Here is a 19,450-nt window from a genome sequence, read left to right as displayed (position 1 = left end):
GCATGGCAGGCAAGCGACGGGGGCGGCGGAACTTTCTGGGATGGAGCGCGACGGCGCTGGGCGCGGCGGCGCTGGGCGGCATCGGCGGGGCATGGCTGCAGCGCCTGTCCGACGCGGCGAGCCTGCCGCCCCCTGCCCCACCGCGAACCCTGCTGGACGATGCCAGCGGCCTGAACCCGACGCCGGTGCGCGGGATGGCCTTTGCCGAGGCCGATCCGGATGCGGCGGCGCAGCGGCTGGCGCCGCTGCTGCGGCGGATCGCGGCGGGCGAGGAGCCGGCCCTGGCCGTGTCCGGCGCCCGCCATTCCATGGGCGGGCAGAGCCTGTTGCGCGACGGCTGGGTGCTGGATGCCCTGCCCTTGAACGGCCTGGCGATCGACGCCGAGGCGCGGGTCATGCGGGTCGGCGGCGGGGCGCTGTGGCGCGACGTCGTGCCGGCGCTGAATGCGGCCGGCTTCTCCCCCGCCGTGATGCAGTCGAACAACGACTTCAGCATCGGCGGCACACTGAGCGTCAACGCCCATGGCTGGCACGCCAACAGCCCGCCGGCGGCGAGCACGGTGCGCCGGCTGCGGCTGCTGACCGCCGATGGCGCAGTGGTCGACTGCGGCCCCGATGACGAGCTGTTCGGGCTGGCGCTGGGCGGCTACGGCCTGTTCGGGGTGATCCTGGAGGCAGAGATCGCCATCCTGCCGAACGCGATGTATGTGCCGGACTTCGCCACCATGCCGACCCGCGACTACGCCGCCGCCTTCGCCGAGCGGGTGGTCGCGCCGGTGGAGATGGCCTATGGAAGGCTGTCGGTCGATCCGGGCAGCCTGTTCGAGGAGGCGGTGCTGGGCCGGTACGTGCCGGTGCCGGAGACCCGCGGCACGGTGCTGCCCCTGCCCGCTTTGGACTATGGCGGGATGCAGCGGCTGGTGTTCCGCAACGCCGCCGGCAGCGACACCGGCAAGGCGCTGCGCTGGTGGCTGGAGCGCGAGGCCGGCCCCTGGCTGGCGGAGCGGACCAGCCGCAACAGCCTTCTCAATGAGCCGGCGGCCGTGTTCGCCAACCGCGAGGCCGGGTCGACCGACATCCTGCACGAGTATTTCGTGCCGCAGGCCCGGCTGTGGGACTTCGCCCAGGCGGCCCGCGCGATGATCCGGCGCGACGAGGGCAACCTGCTGAACGTCACCGTGCGCGACGTCCGCCGCGACGAGCGCAGTGCCCTGGCCTATGCCCGCGAGGATGTGTTCGGCCTGGTGATGCTGTTCGTCCAGGAGAGATCCGCCGCCGGGGAGGAGCGAATGCAGCGCATGACCCGCGGCCTGATCGACGCCGCGCTCGATGTCGGCGGCACCTACTACCTGCCCTACCGGCTGCACGCGACGGCGGAGCAGCTGCGCCGCGCCTACCCCGCCTGGGACGAACTGGTCGCGGCGCAGCGCCGGCACGACCCGAATGGCGTGTTCCGCAACGGGCTGTTCCGGCGCTACGCGGAGGGGTGACCGCCGGCCCGGCCCGATTTAGGACATAAGTCCGCCCAGCCGAAGTCACGACAGGGGGCTCTATTCCGAATGGAAGCGGCCCGACCGATGGCGGGCCACGGAGCATGATGGGGGACAGAACGACATGATCAATCGCACCGGCGGCAGGGCGATCGCGGCGGCAGCCGTCCTTGCCCTGACAGGGCTGGTCTCGGCCTGCAACGAGAGCCCCGCCCCCGAGGTCGCGCAACCGGCCATCGCCCGCTGCGCCGACCAGGTCTGGGCAACGGCCACGGGCCTGACGATGCCGGCCGTGCCTTCCTGGATGAAGCCCAAATCCGGCCCGGACCTGCAGGCGGTTCAGGAGGCCACCGGCAAGGCGATGCAGCAGGCCGGGCAGGCCAAGGTAACCGAGGCGATCCGGACCGCGGCGAAGGCCCGCACAGGCGATGACACCGCCATCGAGATCACCGGGACGACGCCCCTGGACGGCGGGTTCCGGCTGGAGTTCTCCTGCACGGTCAAGGGCGACAGCGTCACATCCGTCAAATCCAGCGTGACGACGGGCTGACCGCCGCACCTCGCGCGGCCGCGTCGGTTGGGTTCGTCAGAGGCGAACCCAACCGACGCTTCACTCCGCCGGGATGCGCAGCGCTTCGTCCTCCGCCTCGGCCCGGATCGGGTGCTGCAGCCGCGACACCATCTCCTTCGGCACCACCTGCCAGAACTTCGACCGCTCGATCGGCCAGTCATGCAGGATCGAGGCGGCCCAGGCGCTGCCGGTCTCGCGCACATGCTCGGCGATCAGCGCGCGCAGCTGGTCGTCATAGTGCCGGGTCTCGACCCGCTGCCACAGCACGCTCTCCGGATTGGCCCGGCGGGCGAAGCTGCCATCGGCGTCGTAGACGAAGGCCATGCCCCCGGTCATGCCGGCGGCGAAGTTGTCGCCGACCGGGCCCAGGATCACCGCGGTGCCGCCGGTCATGTACTCGCAGCCGTTGGAGCCGCAGCCCTCGACCACCACCGTGGCGCCGGAGTTGCGCACCGCGAACCGTTCGCCCGCCTGCCCCGCGGCGAACAGCTTGCCCGAGGTGGCGCCGTACAGCACCGTGTTGCCGATGATGGTGTTCTCGTTGGTCTTCAGCGACGACGCCGCGAAGGGCCGGACCACGATGGTGCCGCCGGACAGGCCCTTGCCGACATAGTCGTTGGCGTCGCCGAACACCTCGAGCTTCAGCCCCTGCACCGCCCAGGCGCCGAGCGACTGGCCGGCATTGCCGCGCAGCCGCACCGTGACATGGCCCGGCTGCAGCCCGGTCATGCCGAACTTGCGGGTGATCATCGACGACATCCGCGTGCCCACCGCGCGGTGGGTGTTGCGGATCGAGTAGGTCAGCTGCGTCTTCTCGCCGAGCTCGAACAGCGGCCGGGCGTCGGCGATCATCTGCGCGTCCAGCGTGTCCGGCACCGGGTTGCGGCCCTCGAGCGTGCAGTACATCGCATGCTCGCCCGGGTCGGCCTTGGCCAGCAGCGGGTTGAGGTCGAGGTCGTCGAGATGGGCGGCGCCGCGGCTGACCTGGCGCAGCAGCTCGGTGCGGCCGACGATCTCGTTGATCGAGCGGTAGCCGAGCTGGGCCAGGATCTCGCGCACCTCCTCGGCGATGAAGCTGAACAGGTTCACCACCTTCTCCGGCGAGCCGGAGAACTTGGCCCGCAGCTCCGGATCCTGGGTGCAGACGCCGACCGGGCAGGTGTTGGAGTGGCACTGCCGGACCATGATGCAGCCCATGGCGATCAGGCTGGCGGTGCCGATGCCGTATTCCTCGGCGCCGAGGATCGCGGCGATCACCACGTCGCGCCCGGTCTTGATGCCGCCGTCGGTGCGCAGCCGGATGCGGTGGCGCAGCCGGTTCAGCGTCAGCACCTGGTGCACCTCGGACAGGCCCATCTCCCACGGCACGCCCGCGAATTTCAGCGAGGTCTGGGGCGAGGCGCCGGTGCCGCCGACATGGCCGGAGATCAGGATGATGTCGGCGTTTGCCTTGGCGACGCCGGCGGCGATGGTGCCGATGCCGGTGCGGCTGACCAGCTTGACCGTGACCTTGGCGTCCGGGTTGATCTGCTTCAGGTCGTAGATGAGCTGGGCCAGGTCCTCGATCGAGTAGATGTCATGGTGCGGCGGCGGGCTGATCAGCATCACGCCGGGGGTGGCGTGGCGCAGCTTGGCGATCTCCACCGTCACCTTGAAGCCGGGCAGCTGGCCGCCCTCGCCGGGCTTGGCGCCCTGGGCGACCTTGATCTCCAGCTCGCGCGCCTGGTTCAGGTATTCGGCGGTGACGCCGAAGCGGCCCGACGCGACCTGCTTGATCGCGGAGTTCCAGTTGTCGCCGTTCTTGTCCGGGCGGAACCGGGCCGGGTCCTCGCCGCCCTCGCCGCTGTCGGACCGGGCGCCGATCCGGTTCATGGCGACGTTCAGCGTGCCATGCGCCTCCGGGCTCAGCGCGCCCAGCGACATGCCGGGGGTGATGAAGCGCTTGCGGATCTCGGTGATGCTCTCGACCTCGTCGATCGAGATCGACTCCCGCACCGGCACGAAGTCCAGCAGGTCGCGCAGCGCCACCGGCGCCTGGTGCCGGATCATGTCGGAATACTTGCGGTACAGCGAGTAGCTGTCGGTCGCCACCGCCTGCTGCAGCATGTGGATCATCCGCCCTTCCCAGGCGTGACGCTCCTGCCCCTGGCGGTAGCGGTAGAAGCCGCCGACCGGCAGGGTGACGACGTTGCTGTTCCACGCCGCCTCGTGCATCTCGATCGCCTTCATCTGAAGGCCGGCCATGCCGAGGCCGGAGATGCGGCTGGGCATGCCCGGGAAGTACTCGGCGACGAGCGAGCGCGACAGGCCTACGGCCTCGAAGTTGCAGCCGCCGCGATAGGACGAGATCACCGAGATGCCCATCTTGGACATGATCTTCAGCAGCCCGTCATCCACCGCCTGGCGGTAGCGCTTCATGCAGGCGTCCAGCGACAGGTCGCCGAACAGGCCGCGGCGCTGCCGGTCGGCGATCGCCTCCTGCGCCAGATAGGCGTTCACCGTGGTGGCCCCGACGCCGATCAGCACCGCGAAATGGTGCACGTCGACGCATTCCATCGACCGCACGTTCAGCGAGGTGAAGGTGCGCAGCGACTGGCGGATCAGGTGGGTGTGGACGGCGCCGGTGGCCAGGATCATCTGGATCGCCACCCGGTCCGGCCCGACGTGCTGGTCGGTCAGCACGATATGGGTGGCGCCGCCGCGGACCGCGTCCTCGGCCTCACGGCAGACCCGGCGCAGCGCGTCGCGCAGCGCCTGCTCGCCGCCCGCACGGTCGAAGGTGCAGTCGATCTCCGCCGCCGTGCTGCCCATATAGGCGCGCATCGCCTCGTATTCGGCGTTGGTCAGCACCGGGCTGTCCAGCTGCAGCAGGTCGCACTGGCTGGCATCCTCGTCGAGGATGTTGCCCAGATTGCCCAGCCGGGTGCGCAGGCTCATCACCCGCCGCTCGCGCAGCGAGTCGATCGGCGGGTTGGTGACCTGGCTGAAATTCTGCCGGAAGAAGTGGTGCAGCGGCCGGTTCAGGTCGGACAGGATGGCGATCGGCGTGTCGTCGCCCATCGACCCCACCGCCTCCTTCGCGTCCTCCACCATCGGGTGCAGGATCAGCTCCAGGTCTTCCATGGTGATGTTCATGGCGACCTGGCGGCGGCGCAGCTCCTCGCGCGGCATCGACGCGCCGGTGTCCTCGCCGCCGGCGCGGATCAGCCCGTCGATCACCTTGATCCGCTTGGTCCACTCCTCATAGGGCTGCTTGCCGGCCAGGACCTGCTTGATCTCGCGGTCGTGGTACAGGCGTCCTTCCTGCAGGTCGACCGCCAGCATCTGGCCGGGGCCCAGGCGCCCCTTCTCGATGATGCGGCTGTCCTCCAGCCGGACCATCCCGGCCTCCGACCCCGCGATCAGCAGCCCGTCCTCGGTGATGGTGTAGCGCATCGGCCGCAGGCCGTTGCGGTCCATGCCGCCCATCACCCAGCGGCCGTCATACATGGCCAGCGCGGCCGGGCCGTCCCAGGCCTCCATCACTGCGTTGCAATAGCTGACGAAGGCGCGGTGCGTCTGGGTGATGTCGGCATCGGCCGGCGTCGCCTCCGGCACCAGCATGGCCTTGACCATCGGCGCGTTGCGGCCGGCGCGGACCATCACCTCGAACACCGCGTCCAGCGCGGCGGAATCCGAGCTGCCGCCCTGGATCACCGGCTTGATGTCCTCGATCGCGTCGCCGAACACCGGGCTGGCCATGCGCGTCTCATGCGCGCGCATCCAGTTGCTGTTGCCCTTCAGCGTATTGATCTCGCCATTGTGGGCCAGCATGCGGAAGGGCTGGGCCAGGCGCCAGGTCGGGAAGGTGTTGGTCGAATAGCGCTGGTGGTAGATCGCGAAGTTGGAGACGAAGCGCTCGTCCAGCAGGTCCGGGTAGAAGGCGGTCAGCTGCGCCGCCAGGAACATGCCCTTGTAGATGATCGACCGGCAGGACAGCGAGCACAGGTAGAAATCGGCGATGCCCGCCGCCTGCGCCGCCTTCTCGATCCGCCGCCGGATGACGTAGAGGTCGCGCTCGAACTGATCCTCCGGCACCCCCTTGGGGTTGGCGATCATGATCTGCTCGATCTCCGGCCGGGCGGCGTTGGCCTTGTCGCCGATGATGGCGACGTCGATCGGAACCTGGCGCCAGCCATAGATGTAATAGCCGAAGCTGAGGATCTCGCCCTCGACCAGGCAGCGGCACTTCTCCTGCGCCTCCAGGTCGGTGCGCGGCAGGAAGGCCTGGCCGACCGCGATCACACCGGGCAGCGGCCGATGGCCGACACGCTCGACATGCTCGTGGAAGAACTGCTGCGGGATCTGGACATGGATGCCGGCGCCGTCGCCGGTCTTGCCGTCGGCATCGACCGCGCCGCGGTGCCACACCGCCTTCAGCGCGTCGATGCCGGCCTGCACCACCTCGCGCCGCGGCTTGCCGTCCAGCGTGGCGACGAAGCCGACGCCGCAGGCGTCATGCTCCTCCGTCGGGTCGTAGGCATGGGCCTCGACCAGCCGGGCGACATTGGCGTCGTACTCGCGGACGAAGCGCTCGCCGGGGGACTGCTTGAACTGGCTCATGGCTGGCTCCTTCCGGCGCGCTATTCCGCCGCGACCGCCGGAACGGCGGCGGCCTTGGCGGCGAGGTGGCTGTGGATGGCGGCGGCGGCATCGCGGCCGTCGCGGACGGCCCAGACGACCAGGCTGGCGCCGCGGACGATGTCGCCGGCGGCGAAGATGCCGTCGACCGCGGTCATCATGGTCTTGTGGTCGACCCGGACGGTGCCCCATTTGGTCACCGGCAGGCCCGGCGCGTCGAACAGGGTCGGCAGGTCCTCGGGGTCGAAGCCCAGCGCCTTGACCACCAGGTCGGCCTCGATGGTGGTGGCCGACCCCTCGATCACCATCGGCGTCTGCCGGCCGGTGGCATCGGCGACGCCGAGATGGATCGAATGGGCGCGCACGCCGGTGACGGCCGCATCGCCCAGGAAGGCCTCCGGCGCCGCCTGCCAGACGAACTCCACGCCCTCCTCCTCGGCATTCAGCACCTCGCGCTGGCTGCCCGGCATGTTGGCGCGGTTGCGGCGGTACAGGCACTTCACCGAGACGGCGCCCTGGCGCACGGCGGTGCGGACACAGTCCATCGCGGTGTCGCCGCCGCCGATCACCACCACCCGCTTGCCGGCGGCGTTCAGCGTGCCGTCGGCAAAGTCCGGCACGTCGTCGCCCAGACCGGTGCGGTTCGAGGCGGTGAGGTAGTCGAGCGCGGCGACGATGCCCTTGAGGCCGGAGCCCGGGGCCTGGAGATCGCGCGCCTTGTAAACGCCGGTGGCGATCAGCACGGCGTCGTGGCGGCCGCGCAGCTCCTGCAGCGTGGCGTCGCGGCCGACCTCGAAGTTCAGATGCAGGGTGATGCCGGCATCGGCCAGCCACTGCGCCCGGCGGGCGACGACCTCCTTCTCCAGCTTGAAGCTGGGGATGCCGTAGATCAGCAGCCCGCCGACGCGGTCGTAGCGGTCGTAGAGATGGACCTGGTAGCCGAGGCGGCGCAGCTGCTCGGCCGCGGCGATGCCGGCCGGGCCGGCGCCGATGATGCCGACGGATTCGGCGCGCTCGCGCAGCGGCGCCGGCGGCTTGACCCAGCCCTCGGCCCAGGCGGTGTCGGTGATGTACTTCTCGATCGAGCCGATGGTGACGGCGCCGTGGCCCGACTGCTCGATCACGCAGTTGCCTTCGCACAGCCGGTCCTGCGGGCAGATGCGGCCGCAGATCTCCGGCATCGAATTGGTGGCGGAGGACAGTTCGTAAGCCTCCTCCAGCCGGCCCTCGGCGGTCAGCTTCAGCCAGTCGGGGATGTTGTTGTGCAGCGGGCAATGCACCTGGCAGAACGGCACGCCGCATTGCGAGCAGCGCGACGACTGCTCCTCCGCCTTCTGCCGGACATAGGGCCCGTAGACCTCAAGCCAGTCGTGCCGGCGAGTCTCGGCAGCCCGTTTCGCCGGCATCTCGCCGGCGGTCTTCACGAACTGCAGCATCTTGGTCGTCGCCATGGGCGGCTCCTGGTCCCGCGGAGTCGAATACGCCCCGCACCCGCGAGGCCCACGACATTTACGGATTTCACGCAGCCATGGCGAGCCATTTTTCGCGATTAGGTCATATTTGTTGACTAATTTCCCGTTGTTAAGAGCCGCTCGCAGCTAGAGTGGCATTTCGGAATGATTGTTTCAAACAAACTGGATCCGATTCGGATCTATTGGCGAATCATAACCCCTCACCTCCATAAACAGAAGGAAACCACCACGGCGTTGCCCTCTACTCTCCACTCCACCGTCATTGCGAGCGCAGCGAGGCGTTCCATGCAGCAGTCCGTGCGGAACGATGGATCGCTTCGTCGGCTCCGCCTCCTCGCAATGACGGCGAAGGCCGGCCGGCGGCATACGAGAAGGTAAGTGGACACCGCTCCCGGCCGGGCCTAACCGCTCGGGCCGGTTCCCATTGCCGGCCTCTGTCCTCATGTCGATCGCGATCAGCGCCCCGCTCCGCCGTTCCGAGAGCGACACCCGCGACCTCCTGCTGCTGCTGGCCGCGCATGTCGTGCTGTGGACCGGCTTCTGCCTGCTCTATCTGGGGCCGTCGGACCTGCAGAACGACATGACCGAGGCCTTCTCCTGGGCGCAGGAGATGCCGCTCGGCACCTACAAGCACCCGCCCTTCTATGCCTGGGTGGTGCATGGCTGGTTCAGCCTGTTCCCCACCCGAGACTGGGCCTTCTACCTGCTGTCCTCGACCAATGCCGCGATCGGGCTGGCCGCGGTCTGGGCCATCGCCGGCCGGTACCTGTCCGGCCCGGCCCGGCTCGCGGCAGTGCTGCTGCTGGAAGCCCTGCCCTTCTTCACGGTCCAGTCCTTCAACTTCAACGCCAATTCGGCTCTGCTGTCGCTGTGGCCGCTGGTGATGCTGCTGTTCCTGCGCGTCTTCGACCGGCGCGACCTGGCCGGCGCCGTGGCGCTGGGGCTGGCCGCCGCCGCGGCGATGCTGTCGAAATACTACAGCGGCATCATTCTCCTCTGCTGCCTGGCCGCGGCGCTGGCCCATCCCGACCGCCGCCGCTTCTTCGGCAGCGCCGCCCCCTATGTCGCCATCGCCGTCTTCGCCGCGGCGGTGACGCCGCATGTGCTGTGGCACCTGCATGCGGCGATCGGCCCGCTGCAATACATGGCCAGCAAGAGCCATTCCGACACGCTGAGGATCCTCGGCAAGGCCGGGCTGTTCGTCGTCGGATGCCTCGCCCTGCACGCGCTGCTCGGTGCCGCCTTGGCCTGGCTGTGGCGGCGCGGCCGGGCGGCGGCACCGGAGAGCAGGCCCGCCGAGCCGTCCGTGGGCGACCGCCGGTCGCTGGCGATCTTCGCCTTCGGCCCGTTCCTGCTGACCGTGGCGATCGCCCTGGCCTTCAAGGTGAAGATCGTCACCCAGTTCGCCATCCCGATCTTCAGCCTGTCGCCGCTGGCCGCGATCGTCTGGCTGCGCCTGGCGATCGACCGGGACGCGCTGCGCCGGCTGGCGCGGCTGGCCGGCATCGTCGGGCTGCTGCTGCTCGCCGTGGCCCCTTTCGCCGGCGCCTGGACCCTGCGGCACGACATCGAGCATGCGGCAGAGCCGCGCCGGCTGCTGGCCAAGCGGGTGACGACGCTGTGGCACGAGCGGATCGGCACGCCGCTGGCGATCGTCGCCGGCACCGAGAGCTATGCCCTCGGCGCCACCTTCTACAGCCCGGACCACCCGACCGACTTCACCGCCTTCGCCCCGGCCTACGCCCCCTGGATCGATGCCGAGCGGCTGCGCCGCGGCGGCCTGGCCGTGATCTGCCTGAAGCAGGACAAGTGGTGCCTGGACGAGGCGGCGAAGTACCAGGGGCTGGACAGCTGGCGCACCGAGATCGGCCTCGCCAAGCGGGTCCGCGGCGTGACCGGCCAGCCTTTCGATTTCGTCGTGCTCTTCGTCAAGCCGGGGCAAGCCCTGCCGTTGCAGCCGATCCGCCTGCGCGAGTTCTAAGGCCCGAGCGTGCGGCCGCCCGAGACTCGGTCTAGGGTGGGACGACAACCCCAAGGGGAGCGAACGCATGCGCAAGGACCGGACCGCCCCGCGCGGGCAGCTGGACAGCTTCACCATCGACAGCCGGGTGCTGCGGGGCAACCTGCTCGGCGACCCGCATGAGCGTCGCGTCGACCTGTACATCCCGGCCGGGCATGACGGGCGCGGCCTGCCGCTGCTGGTCGACCTGGTCGGCTTCACCGCCGGCGGCCCGGTCCACACCAACTGGAAGAATTTCGGCGAGAACGTGCCGGAGCGCGCCGACCGGCTGATCGCCGAGGGCAAGCTGCCGCCGGTGGTGATCGCCTTCCCGGACTGCTTCACCCGCCTGGGCGGTAACCAGTACATCAACTCCGCCGCCATGGGCCGGTGGGAGGATTTCCTGATCGACGAGATGCTGCCGGCGGTGGAGGCGCGGCTCGGCTGCGGCGGGCCGGGCCGGCGCGGCGTGTTCGGCAAGAGCTCCGGCGGCTACGGCTCGATCATCCACGCCATGCGCCGGGCCGACACCTGGAGCGCCGCCGCCTGCCATTCCGGCGACATGGCGTTCGAGCTGGCCTATCTGCTGGAGATGCCGAGCGTGCTGCGGGCGCTGGCCAAGCACGAGGGCTCGATCGAGCGCTTCATCACCGCGCTGGAATCGGCCAAGAAGATCCAGGACGCCGACCTCCACATCCTGATGTGGCTGGCGATGGCGGCGACCTACGACCCCGACCCGACGCAGTTCCTCGGCATCCGGCTGCCGGTCAACCCCGACACCTGCGAGCTGATCGAGGAGCGCTGGGCGAACTGGCTGGAATGGGACCCGGCGCTGCTCGCCGACCGGCACGCCGACGCGCTGAAGTCGCTGAAGGGCCTGTACATCGATTGCGGCGACATCGACCAGTACAACCTGGTCTATGGCGCCCGCCGGCTGCACCGGTCGCTGGAGCGGCTGGGCGTGCCGCACCGCTATGAGGAGTTCCCGGACAACCACTCCTCGGTCGACTACCGGATGGATGAGAGCCTGCCCTTCCTCGGCCGGGCGCTGACGGAGGGATAGCGGTGCAGGTTGGGTTCGCCACGGGCGAACCCAACCTACGGCCGGATCAGGCGACCTGGCTGTTGCCGAAGCGGCCGCCGGGGCGGTAGCGGTCGAGATAGCTCGGCAGGATCAGCTCGGCCGGGGTCGGCGTGATGCCGAGATCGGTCAACGTCCGGGCGCCGGCGCCGACCACATTGTCGATCTTGAGCTGCGTCACCTGGTCCGAGGTCAGGGGCGGCTTCGGCAGCAGGCCGAGCAGCTTCGCCTCGAACGCCGCCATGCCCCAGGACAGCGGGACCAGGCGCTTCTTGCGGCCGGTCTGCTGGAGGGTCAGCTGCATGATCTCGCGCAGGGTGTAGACCCGCGGGCCGCCCAGCTCATAGGTCTGGCCGGCGGTGCCGTCCCGCTCCAGGCAGGCCACGATGGCGGCGGCGACGTCGCGGACATAGACAGGCTGGAACCTGGTGGTGCCGCCGCCGAACAGCGGCAGGAACGGCGCGGTTCGGGCGAGATTGGCGAAGAGGTTGAAGAAGCCGTCCTCGGGCCCGAAGATCACGCTGGGCCGCAGGATCGACGCGCCCGGGAACGCTGCGCGCACCGCCGCCTCCCCCGCCGCCTTGGTGCGGGCATAGGAGGACGGGCTGTCGGCCGAGGCGCCGATCGCCGAGATCTGGACGAAGCGGCTGGCGCCGGCCGCCGCCGCAGCCCGGGCGACGCGGCCCGCGGCCTCGCCATGGATGGAATCGAAGCGCTGCTTGCCGCGCTCGAACAGGATGCCGACGAGATTGACCACGGCATCGGCGCCGGCCACCGCGGCGGCAACCGAGCCGTCGTCGCGGATGTCGGCGAAGACCGGGACGATCTGACCGACCGCGCCCGCCGTCTTCAGCGGCAGCGCCCGGTCCGGGTGGCGCGAGGCGACGATGATGCGCCAGCCGCGCTGGGCCAGCATCTGCGCCACGTAGCGGCCGACGAATCCGGTGCCGCCGAAAAGGGTGACCGTCTTTTGGCCGATTTTGTCCGTCATGATCCCGCCTGCGAGCCGATCAGGCCGCCCTGGCTGCGGCCCGGCCCCCTTATATCCGAGCCGCCGGAGGTTTCAAACGACCGGTGCGGAAAAACGCCGGCAGGCCGGATCAGGCGCTTGACAAGCCATCAACCGGGCACGATATTCCGCGCCGTTCGCCGGGATGCCCAACCGCCCGGGACCGAACCTAGTGGGGCTGTAGCTCAGTTGGGAGAGCGTCTCGTTCGCAATGAGAAGGTCAGCGGTTCGATTCCGCTCAGCTCCACCATCTCCCTTCGGCGATAGCATCCTTTGACGGACTGGCGACGTCCCGCGCGGTGAGTGCGTCCGCCCCATCGCTGCATGCCTTGTCGGATTGTAGCCTATAGACTACAATAGACCATGCGTTCGATCGTCGAGACCGTCGCCTTCTCCCGCTGGATCGATGCTCTCGAGGATCGGCGCGCGGTCGCTCGCATCGCCGTCCGCATTGATCGGCTGGCTGCCGGCCATCGCGGCGACGCCAAGCCCGTCGGCGACGCGTCAGTGAGCTGCGCATCGACTATGGTCCAGGTTACCGGGTCTACTTCACCCAGCGGGGCGATGTAACGGTGATCCTGCTGTGCGGCGGCGACAAGAGCACACAGGTAAAGGACATCACGCGGGCCAAGGCCTTGGCTAGGGAGCTACCGGAATGACTGCCCGCCCCTACGCTTCCGCCCGCTATCTCGATACTCTCGAAGCGCAAGCCGAGTATCTAACCGCGGCCTTCGAGACCGAAGACCCGGCCTTCATCGCCGAGGCGATCGGGACTGTCGCCCGCGCCCGCGGCATGACCCAGATCGCCAAGGAGTCCGGCCTGTCCCGCGAGAGCCTTTACCGTGCGCTCAGCAGCGGCGGCAATCCCGAGCTCGGCACCGTAGTGCGAGTGCTGCAGGCGTTGGGCCTGCGTCTGTCGGCAGCCCCCGTGGGCAAGGACGAGGCCGCCTGACGTTCACGACAACGGCCGGACATCCATCGGACGCCGGGCCGTCGATGCCGTCGGGCCGTGCTAGCCGCGCCTGACCAGGCCGGCCACCAGCATGATCACGAAGATCACGATCGCGACCCAGAACAGCAGCTTGGCGCCGGCCATGGCCGTGCCGGCGACGCCGCCGAAGCCCAGCACCGCTGCGACCAGCGCGACGATCAGGAACACCACGGCCCAGTGGAGCAGACTGCCGAACATCTCAGGCACCTCGGTCTTGTGAGCCGGCCGGCCGGCGATGCCGGCACGAACCTTCACCCCCAGGAACAGGGCCTGCCGCCCGGCAGTTCCGGTTCGCCCGGCCGGATCAGCCGCCAGGCTAGCCGGTCGTGATGTACTCGCGCAGGCTCTCGGCCTCGCTCTCGATCTCGTCGAGCCGCGCCTTCACCACATCGCCGATGCTGACCATGCCGCAGAGCAGCCCCTGATCGTCGACCACCGGCAGGTGGCGGAAGCGGCGCTGCGTCATCATCCCCATCAGCTCGGCCACGGTGTCGTCGAGGCCGCAGGTGATGACGGTGCGCACCATGATGGCGGACACCGGCTCGTCCAGCAGCGCCGGGCCCCTGTCGGCCAGGCGGTGGACGACGTCACGCTCGGACAGGATGCCGTCGATCCGACGGCCATCGCCGCTGACCACCACGGCGCCGATGCGCTTGTCCCTCAGGAGCGTCACGGCGTTGGCCAGGCTGAGCTCCGGCGCGACATGGATGACGCTGTTCCCCTTCACACTCAGAATGCGGGCAACGTTCATGGCGATTCCCCGATCTGTTCTGACGTTGGAACGAATTTTTTGGGAAGCATAACACGGCTGCGCCGGACCGCGACTCGGCAGTTTCCCGGCCGTCTCGTTCCATGGATCTAGGCGCCCGGCCGGTCCTTCGCCATCGCCAGCAGCGGGCCGCCCTCATCCTCCAGCGGATGGAACCCCGCCCCCTCCAGGCAGCGCACGGCGCGATGGTTGGCACGCGCCGGGCGGCCCAGGATGCGCGCGGCGCGCCCGCCCTTCAGCAGCCGGTCGGTGTAGGCGCCGAGGAAGGCGGTGCCCAGCCCCTTGCCGACATAGCTCGGCTCGCCGATGAACAGGTCGATGCCGAAGCTGCCGGGCTCGCCGTCGCCGCCGGGCATGGCCGAGACCGCGTCATAGGCCTGCAGGTAGCCGATCTGCCGGCCCTGCCAGGCGACCAGCATCGGCTCGGCCCAGTCCGACGCCATCAGCCGGCGGATCTCGCGGATCCCGGCCTCGGGGTCGCCCCACCAGGCCCGGACATGCGGCATCATCAGCCAGTGGCGGAGGCGCGGCAGGTCGGCGGGGCGGAGCGGCGTGAAGGTGAACATCGGCCGCAGCTTAGCAGAGCCGAAGCCCACATTTAGCTGTCATCCTCGGGCTTGACCCGAGGATCCAGAAGCTTTCGAGAGCCGCTCCTCGTGGCTCCTGGATTGCCGGGTCAAGCCCGGCAATGACAGAGGGGAATAGCGCTCTACTCCCAAGGACCGCACGCTCAGTGCTGCCGTCGGCGCAGATGCGGGGTCAGCCGCCACTCCACCGCCCGCACGCCCTGCGCCACCACGAAGTTCATGATCAGGTACAGGACGCCGGCCGCGGTGAACACCTCGAACGGCGCGAAGGTGCGCGAGTTGATCTGCTTGGCGATGCCGGTGATCTCCATGATGGTGATGATCGACGCCAGCGAGCTGGCCTTCACCATCAGGATGATCTCGTTGCCATAGGCCGGCAGCGCCTGGCGGATGGCGATCGGCACGGTGATCCGCCGGAACACCAGCGATCGCGACATGCCGCAGGCACGGGCCGCCTCGATCTGGCCGAAGGGCACGGCCTGCAGGCCGCCGCGGATGATCTCGCTGGTGTAGGCCGCCGTGTTCATGGCGAAGGCGATGACGGCGCAGGGGAAGGCCTCGCGCAGCGGCCAATCCCACACGCCCAGCGCCTCCCACAGCGGGCGGAACTGGCCGAGGCCGAAATAGATCAGGAAGATCTGCACCAGGAGCGGCGTGCCGCGGAACACGAAGACATAGGCGCGGGAGATGCGCGACAGGATGCCGTTGCCGGACATCCGCATCACCGCCAGCACCATGGCCAGGACGACGCCGACGGCCAGCGCCGGCGCGATCAGCTCGATCGTCACCACGGCGCCGCCGAGCAGCTTGCCGAAGGTGTCGAGGATCAGGTCGAGATCCATGGTCAGCCCGCCCGCCGCACGCCGCGGTCGTAATGCGCCTCGGCCTTCCGGAACATCTTGGTCGAGAAGGTGGTGATGACCAGGAACAGGATCGCCGCGGTGATGAAGAACGGGAACGGCTCACGCGTCGACCGGGCCGCCACCTGGCTGATCCGCATCAACTCGGTCACGCCGACGACGGAGACCAGCGCCGTGTCCTTCAGGATCAGCTGCCAGATGTTGCCCAGGCCCGGCAGCGCCAGGCGGATGGTCTGCGGCAGGATGATCCGACGGAACACCATGAAGCCGTGCATGCCGAAGGCGCGGCCGGCTTCGATCTGGCCGTGCGGGATGACCTGGATGGCGCCGCGCAGCACCTCGGTCGAATAGGCGCCGGAGATCAGCCCGACGGCGAAGACGCCGATCGCGAACTCATTCAGCTGGAACGGCTGGGTGATGCCGAAGATGCCGAGGATGGCGTTGATCGCCCGCTCATTGCCGAAGAACAGCAGGTAGATGATCAAGAGCTCCGGCACGCCGCGGATGACGGTGGTGTAGATCTCCATCAGCCCGCGCAGCACGACGCCGCCCCAGACCTTGAGGCAGGCGGCGATCAGCCCGACCACCACGCCGAAGATGTAGGCGGCGGTGGACAGCAGCACGGTCATCCCGGCGGCCTGGACGAACTCGTCCCCCCAGCCCTGGTCGCCCCAGGAGAAGAGCTGCGCCCAGTGGGACAGCGAATCGATCAGTCCTTGCATCCTTGCCGCGCTGCCTGAATGGGGAGGGGCGGCCGGTCAGGCCGCCCGCAGCCTTCTTACTTGCCGGGAGCCAGCGGGTCGTAGCCGAACCACTGCAATGCCAGCTTGGAGAGCGACCCGTCGGCCTTCATGGAGTCGATCGCCTTGTCGAACTTGGCCTTCAGCTCCTTGTCCTCCTGGCGCAGGCCGATGCCGATGCCCTGGCCGAACAGCGGGTTGTCCCTGCCGGTCAGGGTCGGGCCGTAATGGACGAAGTTCTTGCCGTTGTCGCTCTTCAGGAACGAATCCCAGGACGTGCTGTCGCCCAGCCCGGCGTCGATGCGGCCGTTGACCAGGTCGAAATTGAGCTCGTCGACCGTGTCGTAGAGCTTGATGTTCGCGTCCTTGAACTCGGCCTCGAGGAAGTTCTGATGGGTGGTCGAGCGCTGCACGCCGATGGTCTTGCCCTTCAGCGCGGCATGGAGGTCGGCCAGGGTCTTGGCGTCCTTCAGGATGCCGTCCTTGGCGCCGACGAACCAGGCCGGCGTGTCGGTGTAGGGCACGGAGAAGGCGATCTGCTTCAGCCGCTCCTCGGTGATCGACATGCCGTCCATCAAGGCGCCGCAGCGCTTGTTCAGCAGCGCCGGGATGAAACCGTCCCAATCCTGCTGCGCGACCTCGCAGGTCAGGCCGGCCTGCTTGCACAGGGCATTCGCGACATCGACCTCGAAGCCGACGATCTTGCCGGTGGAATCCGTGTTGTTGAAGGGCGGGTAAGCGCCTTCCATGCAGATGCGCACCGTATCGGCGGCTGCAGCACCGGTACCCAGCGCCAGCGCCGCCGCCCCGACCAGGGACAACCAGATCTTGTTCATGAACCTCTCCCGTTGGGACCTGCGGTCCCGGTTGGGGCCGGGGGCCGGCACCGCATTGCCGGCCCCGGCCCTGCCCTGCCGACGTGATCCCTCGCCTTACTTGATCGACGTGTCGAAGCCGAACCACTTCTCCGACAGCTTGGTCAGCGAGCCGTCGGCGTTCATCGCGTCCAGCGCCTTGTCCAGCTTGTCCTTCAGCGCCGTATCCTCCTTGCGCAGGCCGATGCCGACGCCGAGGCCGAAGATCGGGTCATCCTTGCCGGTCAGGCCCGGGCCGAAATGGGTGAAGCCCTTGCCGGCGTCGCTGGCCAGGAAGTCCTTCCAGCCCAGGCTGTCGGCCAGGCCGGCGTCGATGCGGCCGTTCTGCAGGTCGAGGTTGAGGTCGTCCTGGGTGTCGTAGAGCCGGACGTCGATGCCCGGGATCTTCTGCTCCAGGAAGTTCTGGTGGATGGTCGAGCGCTGCACGCCGACCGACTTGCCCTTGAGCGCGGCCTTGATGTCGTCCAGCGTCTTGGCGTCCTTGAGCAGGCCGTCCTTGGCGCCGACGAACCAGGCCGGGGTGGTGCTGTAGGGCTTGGAGAAGTTGATCTGCTTCAGCCGCTCCTCGGTGACCGACATGCCGGCCATGATGCCGTCGAAGCGCTTGTTCAGCAGGGCGGGGATCATGCCGTCCCAATCCTGCTGCACGATCTCGCACTTCATCTGGACGCGCTCGCACAGCGCGTTGGCCAGATCGATCTCGAAGCCGACCAGCTTGCCCGAGGCGTCGGTCGCGTTGTACGGCGGATAGGCGCCTTCGGTGCCGATCTTCAGCGTGTCCTGGGCCGAGGCGGTGCCGGCGGCCAGCACGAAGACCGCGGCGGCGGCCAACGACAACCAGCTCTTCATCATGAAGTCTCCCGTTCGGATCTGGGGCCTTGCGGCCCCGGGTTGGATGGGTGGATTTCCGCGAAATCGCCGGCCGGGGTCAAGCAGCGCGGCGAAACGGCCCCCATCAATGCTGTGCCGCGAGGAACTGGCGCACCCGCTCGGAGCGGGGATTGTCGAACACCTCGGCGGGCGTCCCCTCCTCCTCGGTCCGGCCCTGGTGCAGGAAGATCACCTTGCTCGACACCTCGCGGGCGAAGCGCATCTCATGGGTGACGAGCAGCATGGTGTTGCCCTCCTCCGCCAGCTGGCGGATCACCCGCAGCACCTCGCCGACCAGCTCGGGGTCGAGGGCCGAGGTCGGCTCGTCGAACAGCATCACCTTGGGCTGCATCGCCAGCGCCCGCGCGATCGCGGCGCGCTGCTGCTGGCCGCCCGACAGGTGGCTGGGATAGTGGTCGCGCTTGTCGGCGATGCCGACCTTGGCCAGCAGCGCCAGGGCGCGCTCCGTCGCCAGCTTGCGCGGCACCTTCTGCACATGGATCGGCGCCTCGACCACGTTCTCGAGCACCGTCATGTGCGACCACAGGTTGAAGCTCTGGAACACCATGCCGAGCTGGGCGCGGATCCGGTCGACCTGCTTGCTGTCCTCGGGCTCGGCCTCGCCGGAACGCAGCTTGCGCATCCGGATCAGCTCGCCATTCACCCAGACGCGGCCGTCATTCGGGACCTCGAGCAGGTTGATGCAGCGGAGCAGCGTGCTCTTGCCCGAGCCGGAGGAGCCGATGATCGAGATGACATCGCCCTGCCGGGCCTTCAGCGACACGCCCTTCAGCACTTCGAGCTTGCCGAACCGCTTGTGCATGTCCTCGACGACGATCGCCCCCGAGGGGGCCGCGGCGTCAGCAACAGAGACCACGATGGAAAAGCCTCACCCGAGTTCTTGTTGCAGTCGAAACAAGCATTGTTTCGCGGTTCCGGTCAACCGCGGCCGGATGGCGCGCCGCCGAAGCCGCGAGAGCGAAAGTCCAGGGTCGGTTTTCATTTGCATTGTTGCGATTTCGGCCGGGCCGCGGTCATCCGGCGCCGGGGGCGGGCAGCTGGGACAGGCGGCCCTCGATCGCCCGGCGCTCGGCGCTGCCCTCCTGGAACTGGTCGCGCATCCGGCCCCAGAGGCGCCGCGCCTCCTCCGGCTGGCCCGCCTTCTGCGCGGCGACGCCGAGGAACCACAGCGCCTGCAGGTCGTTCGGGTTGGACGCCAGGATGCGGCGCAGCCCGGTCTCCAGCACCGGCGGCACATCCTCGCCCCGCCCCGCGTTCAGCAGGGACATCGGCATAGGCGCGCAGCAGGTCGTTGTTGTCCGGCGCCAGCGGCCGCGGCCTTGGCATAGGCATCGGCGGCGGCGATCGGCCTCGCCCAGCACGCCGCGGGCCCGGGCCAGGCGGACCCAGCCCTCCAGGTCGTCCGGCGACTGCTGCAGCCGCGCCGCCAGACCGTCGACCATGCCGCGGATCGCCTTCTCCTGCTCGTCCGGCGGCAGCGAGGCGATGGCGCCGG

Annotated in this window: 18 protein-coding genes and 1 tRNA gene; 7 read left to right on the top strand and 12 right to left on the bottom strand. The window is 69.0% G+C overall.

Translation table 11 applies throughout. The annotated features are described in order from the left end of the window. Positions 1–1,490 (top strand): FAD-binding protein (locus P409_RS06385; protein ID WP_034833160.1); only part of this gene is annotated, 1,490 nt, incomplete at its 5' end. Positions 1,491–1,614: 124 nt separating this feature from the next. Further along, complete coding sequence (locus P409_RS06380) at positions 1,615–2,040, top strand: hypothetical protein (RefSeq protein WP_034833159.1); 426 nt, start codon at positions 1,615–1,617, stop codon at positions 2,038–2,040. Between the two features lie 60 nt (positions 2,041–2,100). Here P409_RS06380 and gltB read toward each other — a convergent pair whose 3' ends face one another. Then, positions 2,101–6,663, bottom strand: a complete 4,563-nt coding sequence (gene gltB, locus P409_RS06375; RefSeq protein ID WP_034833146.1) for a glutamate synthase large subunit — start codon at positions 6,661–6,663, stop codon at positions 2,101–2,103. A gap of 20 nt (positions 6,664–6,683) precedes the next feature. Then, entirely contained in the window at positions 6,684–8,132 is a 1,449-nt protein-coding gene (locus P409_RS06370; protein WP_034833143.1) for an NAD(P)-dependent oxidoreductase, read from the bottom strand. Between the two features lie 463 nt (positions 8,133–8,595). Between P409_RS06370 and P409_RS06365 the strand changes: the two genes are divergently transcribed. Beyond that, positions 8,596–10,134, top strand: a complete 1,539-nt coding sequence (locus P409_RS06365) for a glycosyltransferase family 39 protein (RefSeq protein WP_034833141.1) — start codon at positions 8,596–8,598, stop codon at positions 10,132–10,134. A gap of 67 nt (positions 10,135–10,201) precedes the next feature. Beyond that, positions 10,202–11,215: an alpha/beta hydrolase gene (locus tag P409_RS06360; protein ID WP_034833138.1), complete on the top strand. Its 1,014-nt coding sequence runs from the start codon at positions 10,202–10,204 to the stop codon at positions 11,213–11,215. 46 nt (positions 11,216–11,261) lie between these two features. On the opposite strand, the gene P409_RS06355 is transcribed toward P409_RS06360, so the two are convergent. Beyond that, positions 11,262–12,224, bottom strand: a complete 963-nt coding sequence (locus P409_RS06355; RefSeq protein ID WP_034833137.1) for a complex I NDUFA9 subunit family protein — start codon at positions 12,222–12,224, stop codon at positions 11,262–11,264. A 192-nt stretch (positions 12,225–12,416) separates the two neighbouring features. Here P409_RS06355 and P409_RS06350 point away from each other — a divergent pair. The 3 genes from P409_RS06350 (at position 12,417) to P409_RS06340 (ending at position 13,194) form a co-directional block, all read left to right on the top strand. Beyond that, positions 12,417–12,492: transfer RNA gene (locus tag P409_RS06350), tRNA-Ala, on the top strand. 262 nt (positions 12,493–12,754) lie between these two features. Continuing rightward, positions 12,755–12,901 (top strand): type II toxin-antitoxin system RelE/ParE family toxin, encoded by a 147-nt coding sequence (locus P409_RS41500; RefSeq protein WP_430515625.1) that lies wholly within the window; start codon positions 12,755–12,757, stop codon positions 12,899–12,901. Beyond that, positions 12,898–13,194, top strand: a complete 297-nt coding sequence (locus P409_RS06340) for an addiction module antidote protein (RefSeq protein WP_034833134.1) — start codon at positions 12,898–12,900, stop codon at positions 13,192–13,194. The genes P409_RS41500 and P409_RS06340 overlap by 4 nt, the downstream gene beginning before the upstream one ends. 60 nt (positions 13,195–13,254) lie before the next feature. Here the strand turns inward: P409_RS06340 and P409_RS06335 are convergent, their stop codons facing one another. The 9 genes from P409_RS06335 to P409_RS40035 form a co-directional block, all read right to left on the bottom strand. Then, the gene (locus P409_RS06335; protein WP_034833174.1) at positions 13,255–13,431 is read right to left on the bottom strand and encodes a DUF1328 domain-containing protein; all 177 of its coding nucleotides are present in this window, start codon (positions 13,429–13,431) and stop codon (positions 13,255–13,257) included. A gap of 118 nt (positions 13,432–13,549) precedes the next feature. Further along, positions 13,550–13,984, bottom strand: a complete 435-nt coding sequence (locus tag P409_RS06330) for a CBS domain-containing protein (protein WP_034833127.1) — start codon at positions 13,982–13,984, stop codon at positions 13,550–13,552. A 107-nt stretch (positions 13,985–14,091) separates the two neighbouring features. Then, the gene (locus P409_RS06325) at positions 14,092–14,598 is read right to left on the bottom strand and encodes a GNAT family N-acetyltransferase (RefSeq protein ID WP_052120097.1); all 507 of its coding nucleotides are present in this window, start codon (positions 14,596–14,598) and stop codon (positions 14,092–14,094) included. Positions 14,599–14,732: 134 nt separating this feature from the next. Beyond that, positions 14,733–15,431, bottom strand: coding sequence for an ABC transporter permease (locus P409_RS06320; RefSeq protein ID WP_034833119.1), 699 nt, complete (start codon positions 15,429–15,431; stop codon positions 14,733–14,735). Between the two features lie 2 nt (positions 15,432–15,433). Then, positions 15,434–16,171, bottom strand: coding sequence for an ABC transporter permease (locus P409_RS06315; RefSeq protein WP_052120096.1), 738 nt, complete (start codon positions 16,169–16,171; stop codon positions 15,434–15,436). A 56-nt stretch (positions 16,172–16,227) separates the two neighbouring features. Further along, positions 16,228–17,025 carry a transporter substrate-binding domain-containing protein gene (locus tag P409_RS06310; protein WP_034833117.1) on the bottom strand — a complete coding sequence of 266 codons (798 nt, stop codon included), beginning with the start codon at positions 17,023–17,025 and terminating at the stop codon, positions 16,228–16,230. A gap of 96 nt (positions 17,026–17,121) precedes the next feature. Further along, positions 17,122–17,913 (bottom strand): transporter substrate-binding domain-containing protein, encoded by a 792-nt coding sequence (locus P409_RS06305; RefSeq protein ID WP_034833162.1) that lies wholly within the window; start codon positions 17,911–17,913, stop codon positions 17,122–17,124. A gap of 106 nt (positions 17,914–18,019) precedes the next feature. Further along, positions 18,020–18,757 (bottom strand): ABC transporter ATP-binding protein, encoded by a 738-nt coding sequence (locus P409_RS06300; RefSeq protein WP_052120094.1) that lies wholly within the window; start codon positions 18,755–18,757, stop codon positions 18,020–18,022. 211 nt (positions 18,758–18,968) lie between these two features. Then, a partial coding sequence (locus P409_RS40035) for a tetratricopeptide repeat protein (RefSeq protein ID WP_034833114.1) occupies positions 18,969–19,450 on the bottom strand: 482 nt, incomplete at its 5' end.

It is taken from the genome of Inquilinus limosus MP06 (assembly GCF_000767795.1).
GTDB lineage: Bacteria > Pseudomonadota > Alphaproteobacteria > DSM-16000 > Inquilinaceae > Inquilinus > Inquilinus limosus_E.
Note: the sequence above shows the minus strand (reverse complement) of the source record. Positions and strands in the feature narration are given on the sequence as shown.

Bases quoted from the DNA above. Each gene is read 5' to 3' on its own strand.
- P409_RS06355 (WP_034833137.1), bottom strand. From the start codon at position 12,224: ATGACGGACAAAATCGGCCAAAAGACGGTCACCCTTTTCGGCGGCACC.
- P409_RS06335 (WP_034833174.1), bottom strand. From the start codon at position 13,431: ATGTTCGGCAGTCTGCTCCACTGGGCCGTGGTGTTCCTGATCGTCGCG.
- P409_RS06305 (WP_034833162.1), bottom strand. From the start codon at position 17,913: ATGAAGAGCTGGTTGTCGTTGGCCGCCGCCGCGGTCTTCGTGCTGGCC.
- P409_RS06360 (WP_034833138.1), top strand. From the start codon at position 10,202: ATGCGCAAGGACCGGACCGCCCCGCGCGGGCAGCTGGACAGCTTCACC.
- P409_RS06300 (WP_052120094.1), bottom strand. From the start codon at position 18,757: ATGCACAAGCGGTTCGGCAAGCTCGAAGTGCTGAAGGGCGTGTCGCTG.
- P409_RS06340 (WP_034833134.1), top strand. From the start codon at position 12,898: ATGACTGCCCGCCCCTACGCTTCCGCCCGCTATCTCGATACTCTCGAA.
- P409_RS06370 (WP_034833143.1), bottom strand. From the start codon at position 8,132: ATGGCGACGACCAAGATGCTGCAGTTCGTGAAGACCGCCGGCGAGATG.
- P409_RS06320 (WP_034833119.1), bottom strand. From the start codon at position 15,431: ATGGATCTCGACCTGATCCTCGACACCTTCGGCAAGCTGCTCGGCGGC.
- P409_RS06310 (WP_034833117.1), bottom strand. From the start codon at position 17,025: ATGAACAAGATCTGGTTGTCCCTGGTCGGGGCGGCGGCGCTGGCGCTG.
- gltB (WP_034833146.1), bottom strand. From the start codon at position 6,663: ATGAGCCAGTTCAAGCAGTCCCCCGGCGAGCGCTTCGTCCGCGAGTAC.
- P409_RS06330 (WP_034833127.1), bottom strand. From the start codon at position 13,984: ATGAACGTTGCCCGCATTCTGAGTGTGAAGGGGAACAGCGTCATCCAT.
- P409_RS06365 (WP_034833141.1), top strand. From the start codon at position 8,596: ATGTCGATCGCGATCAGCGCCCCGCTCCGCCGTTCCGAGAGCGACACC.
- P409_RS06315 (WP_052120096.1), bottom strand. From the start codon at position 16,171: ATGCAAGGACTGATCGATTCGCTGTCCCACTGGGCGCAGCTCTTCTCC.
- P409_RS06380 (WP_034833159.1), top strand. From the start codon at position 1,615: ATGATCAATCGCACCGGCGGCAGGGCGATCGCGGCGGCAGCCGTCCTT.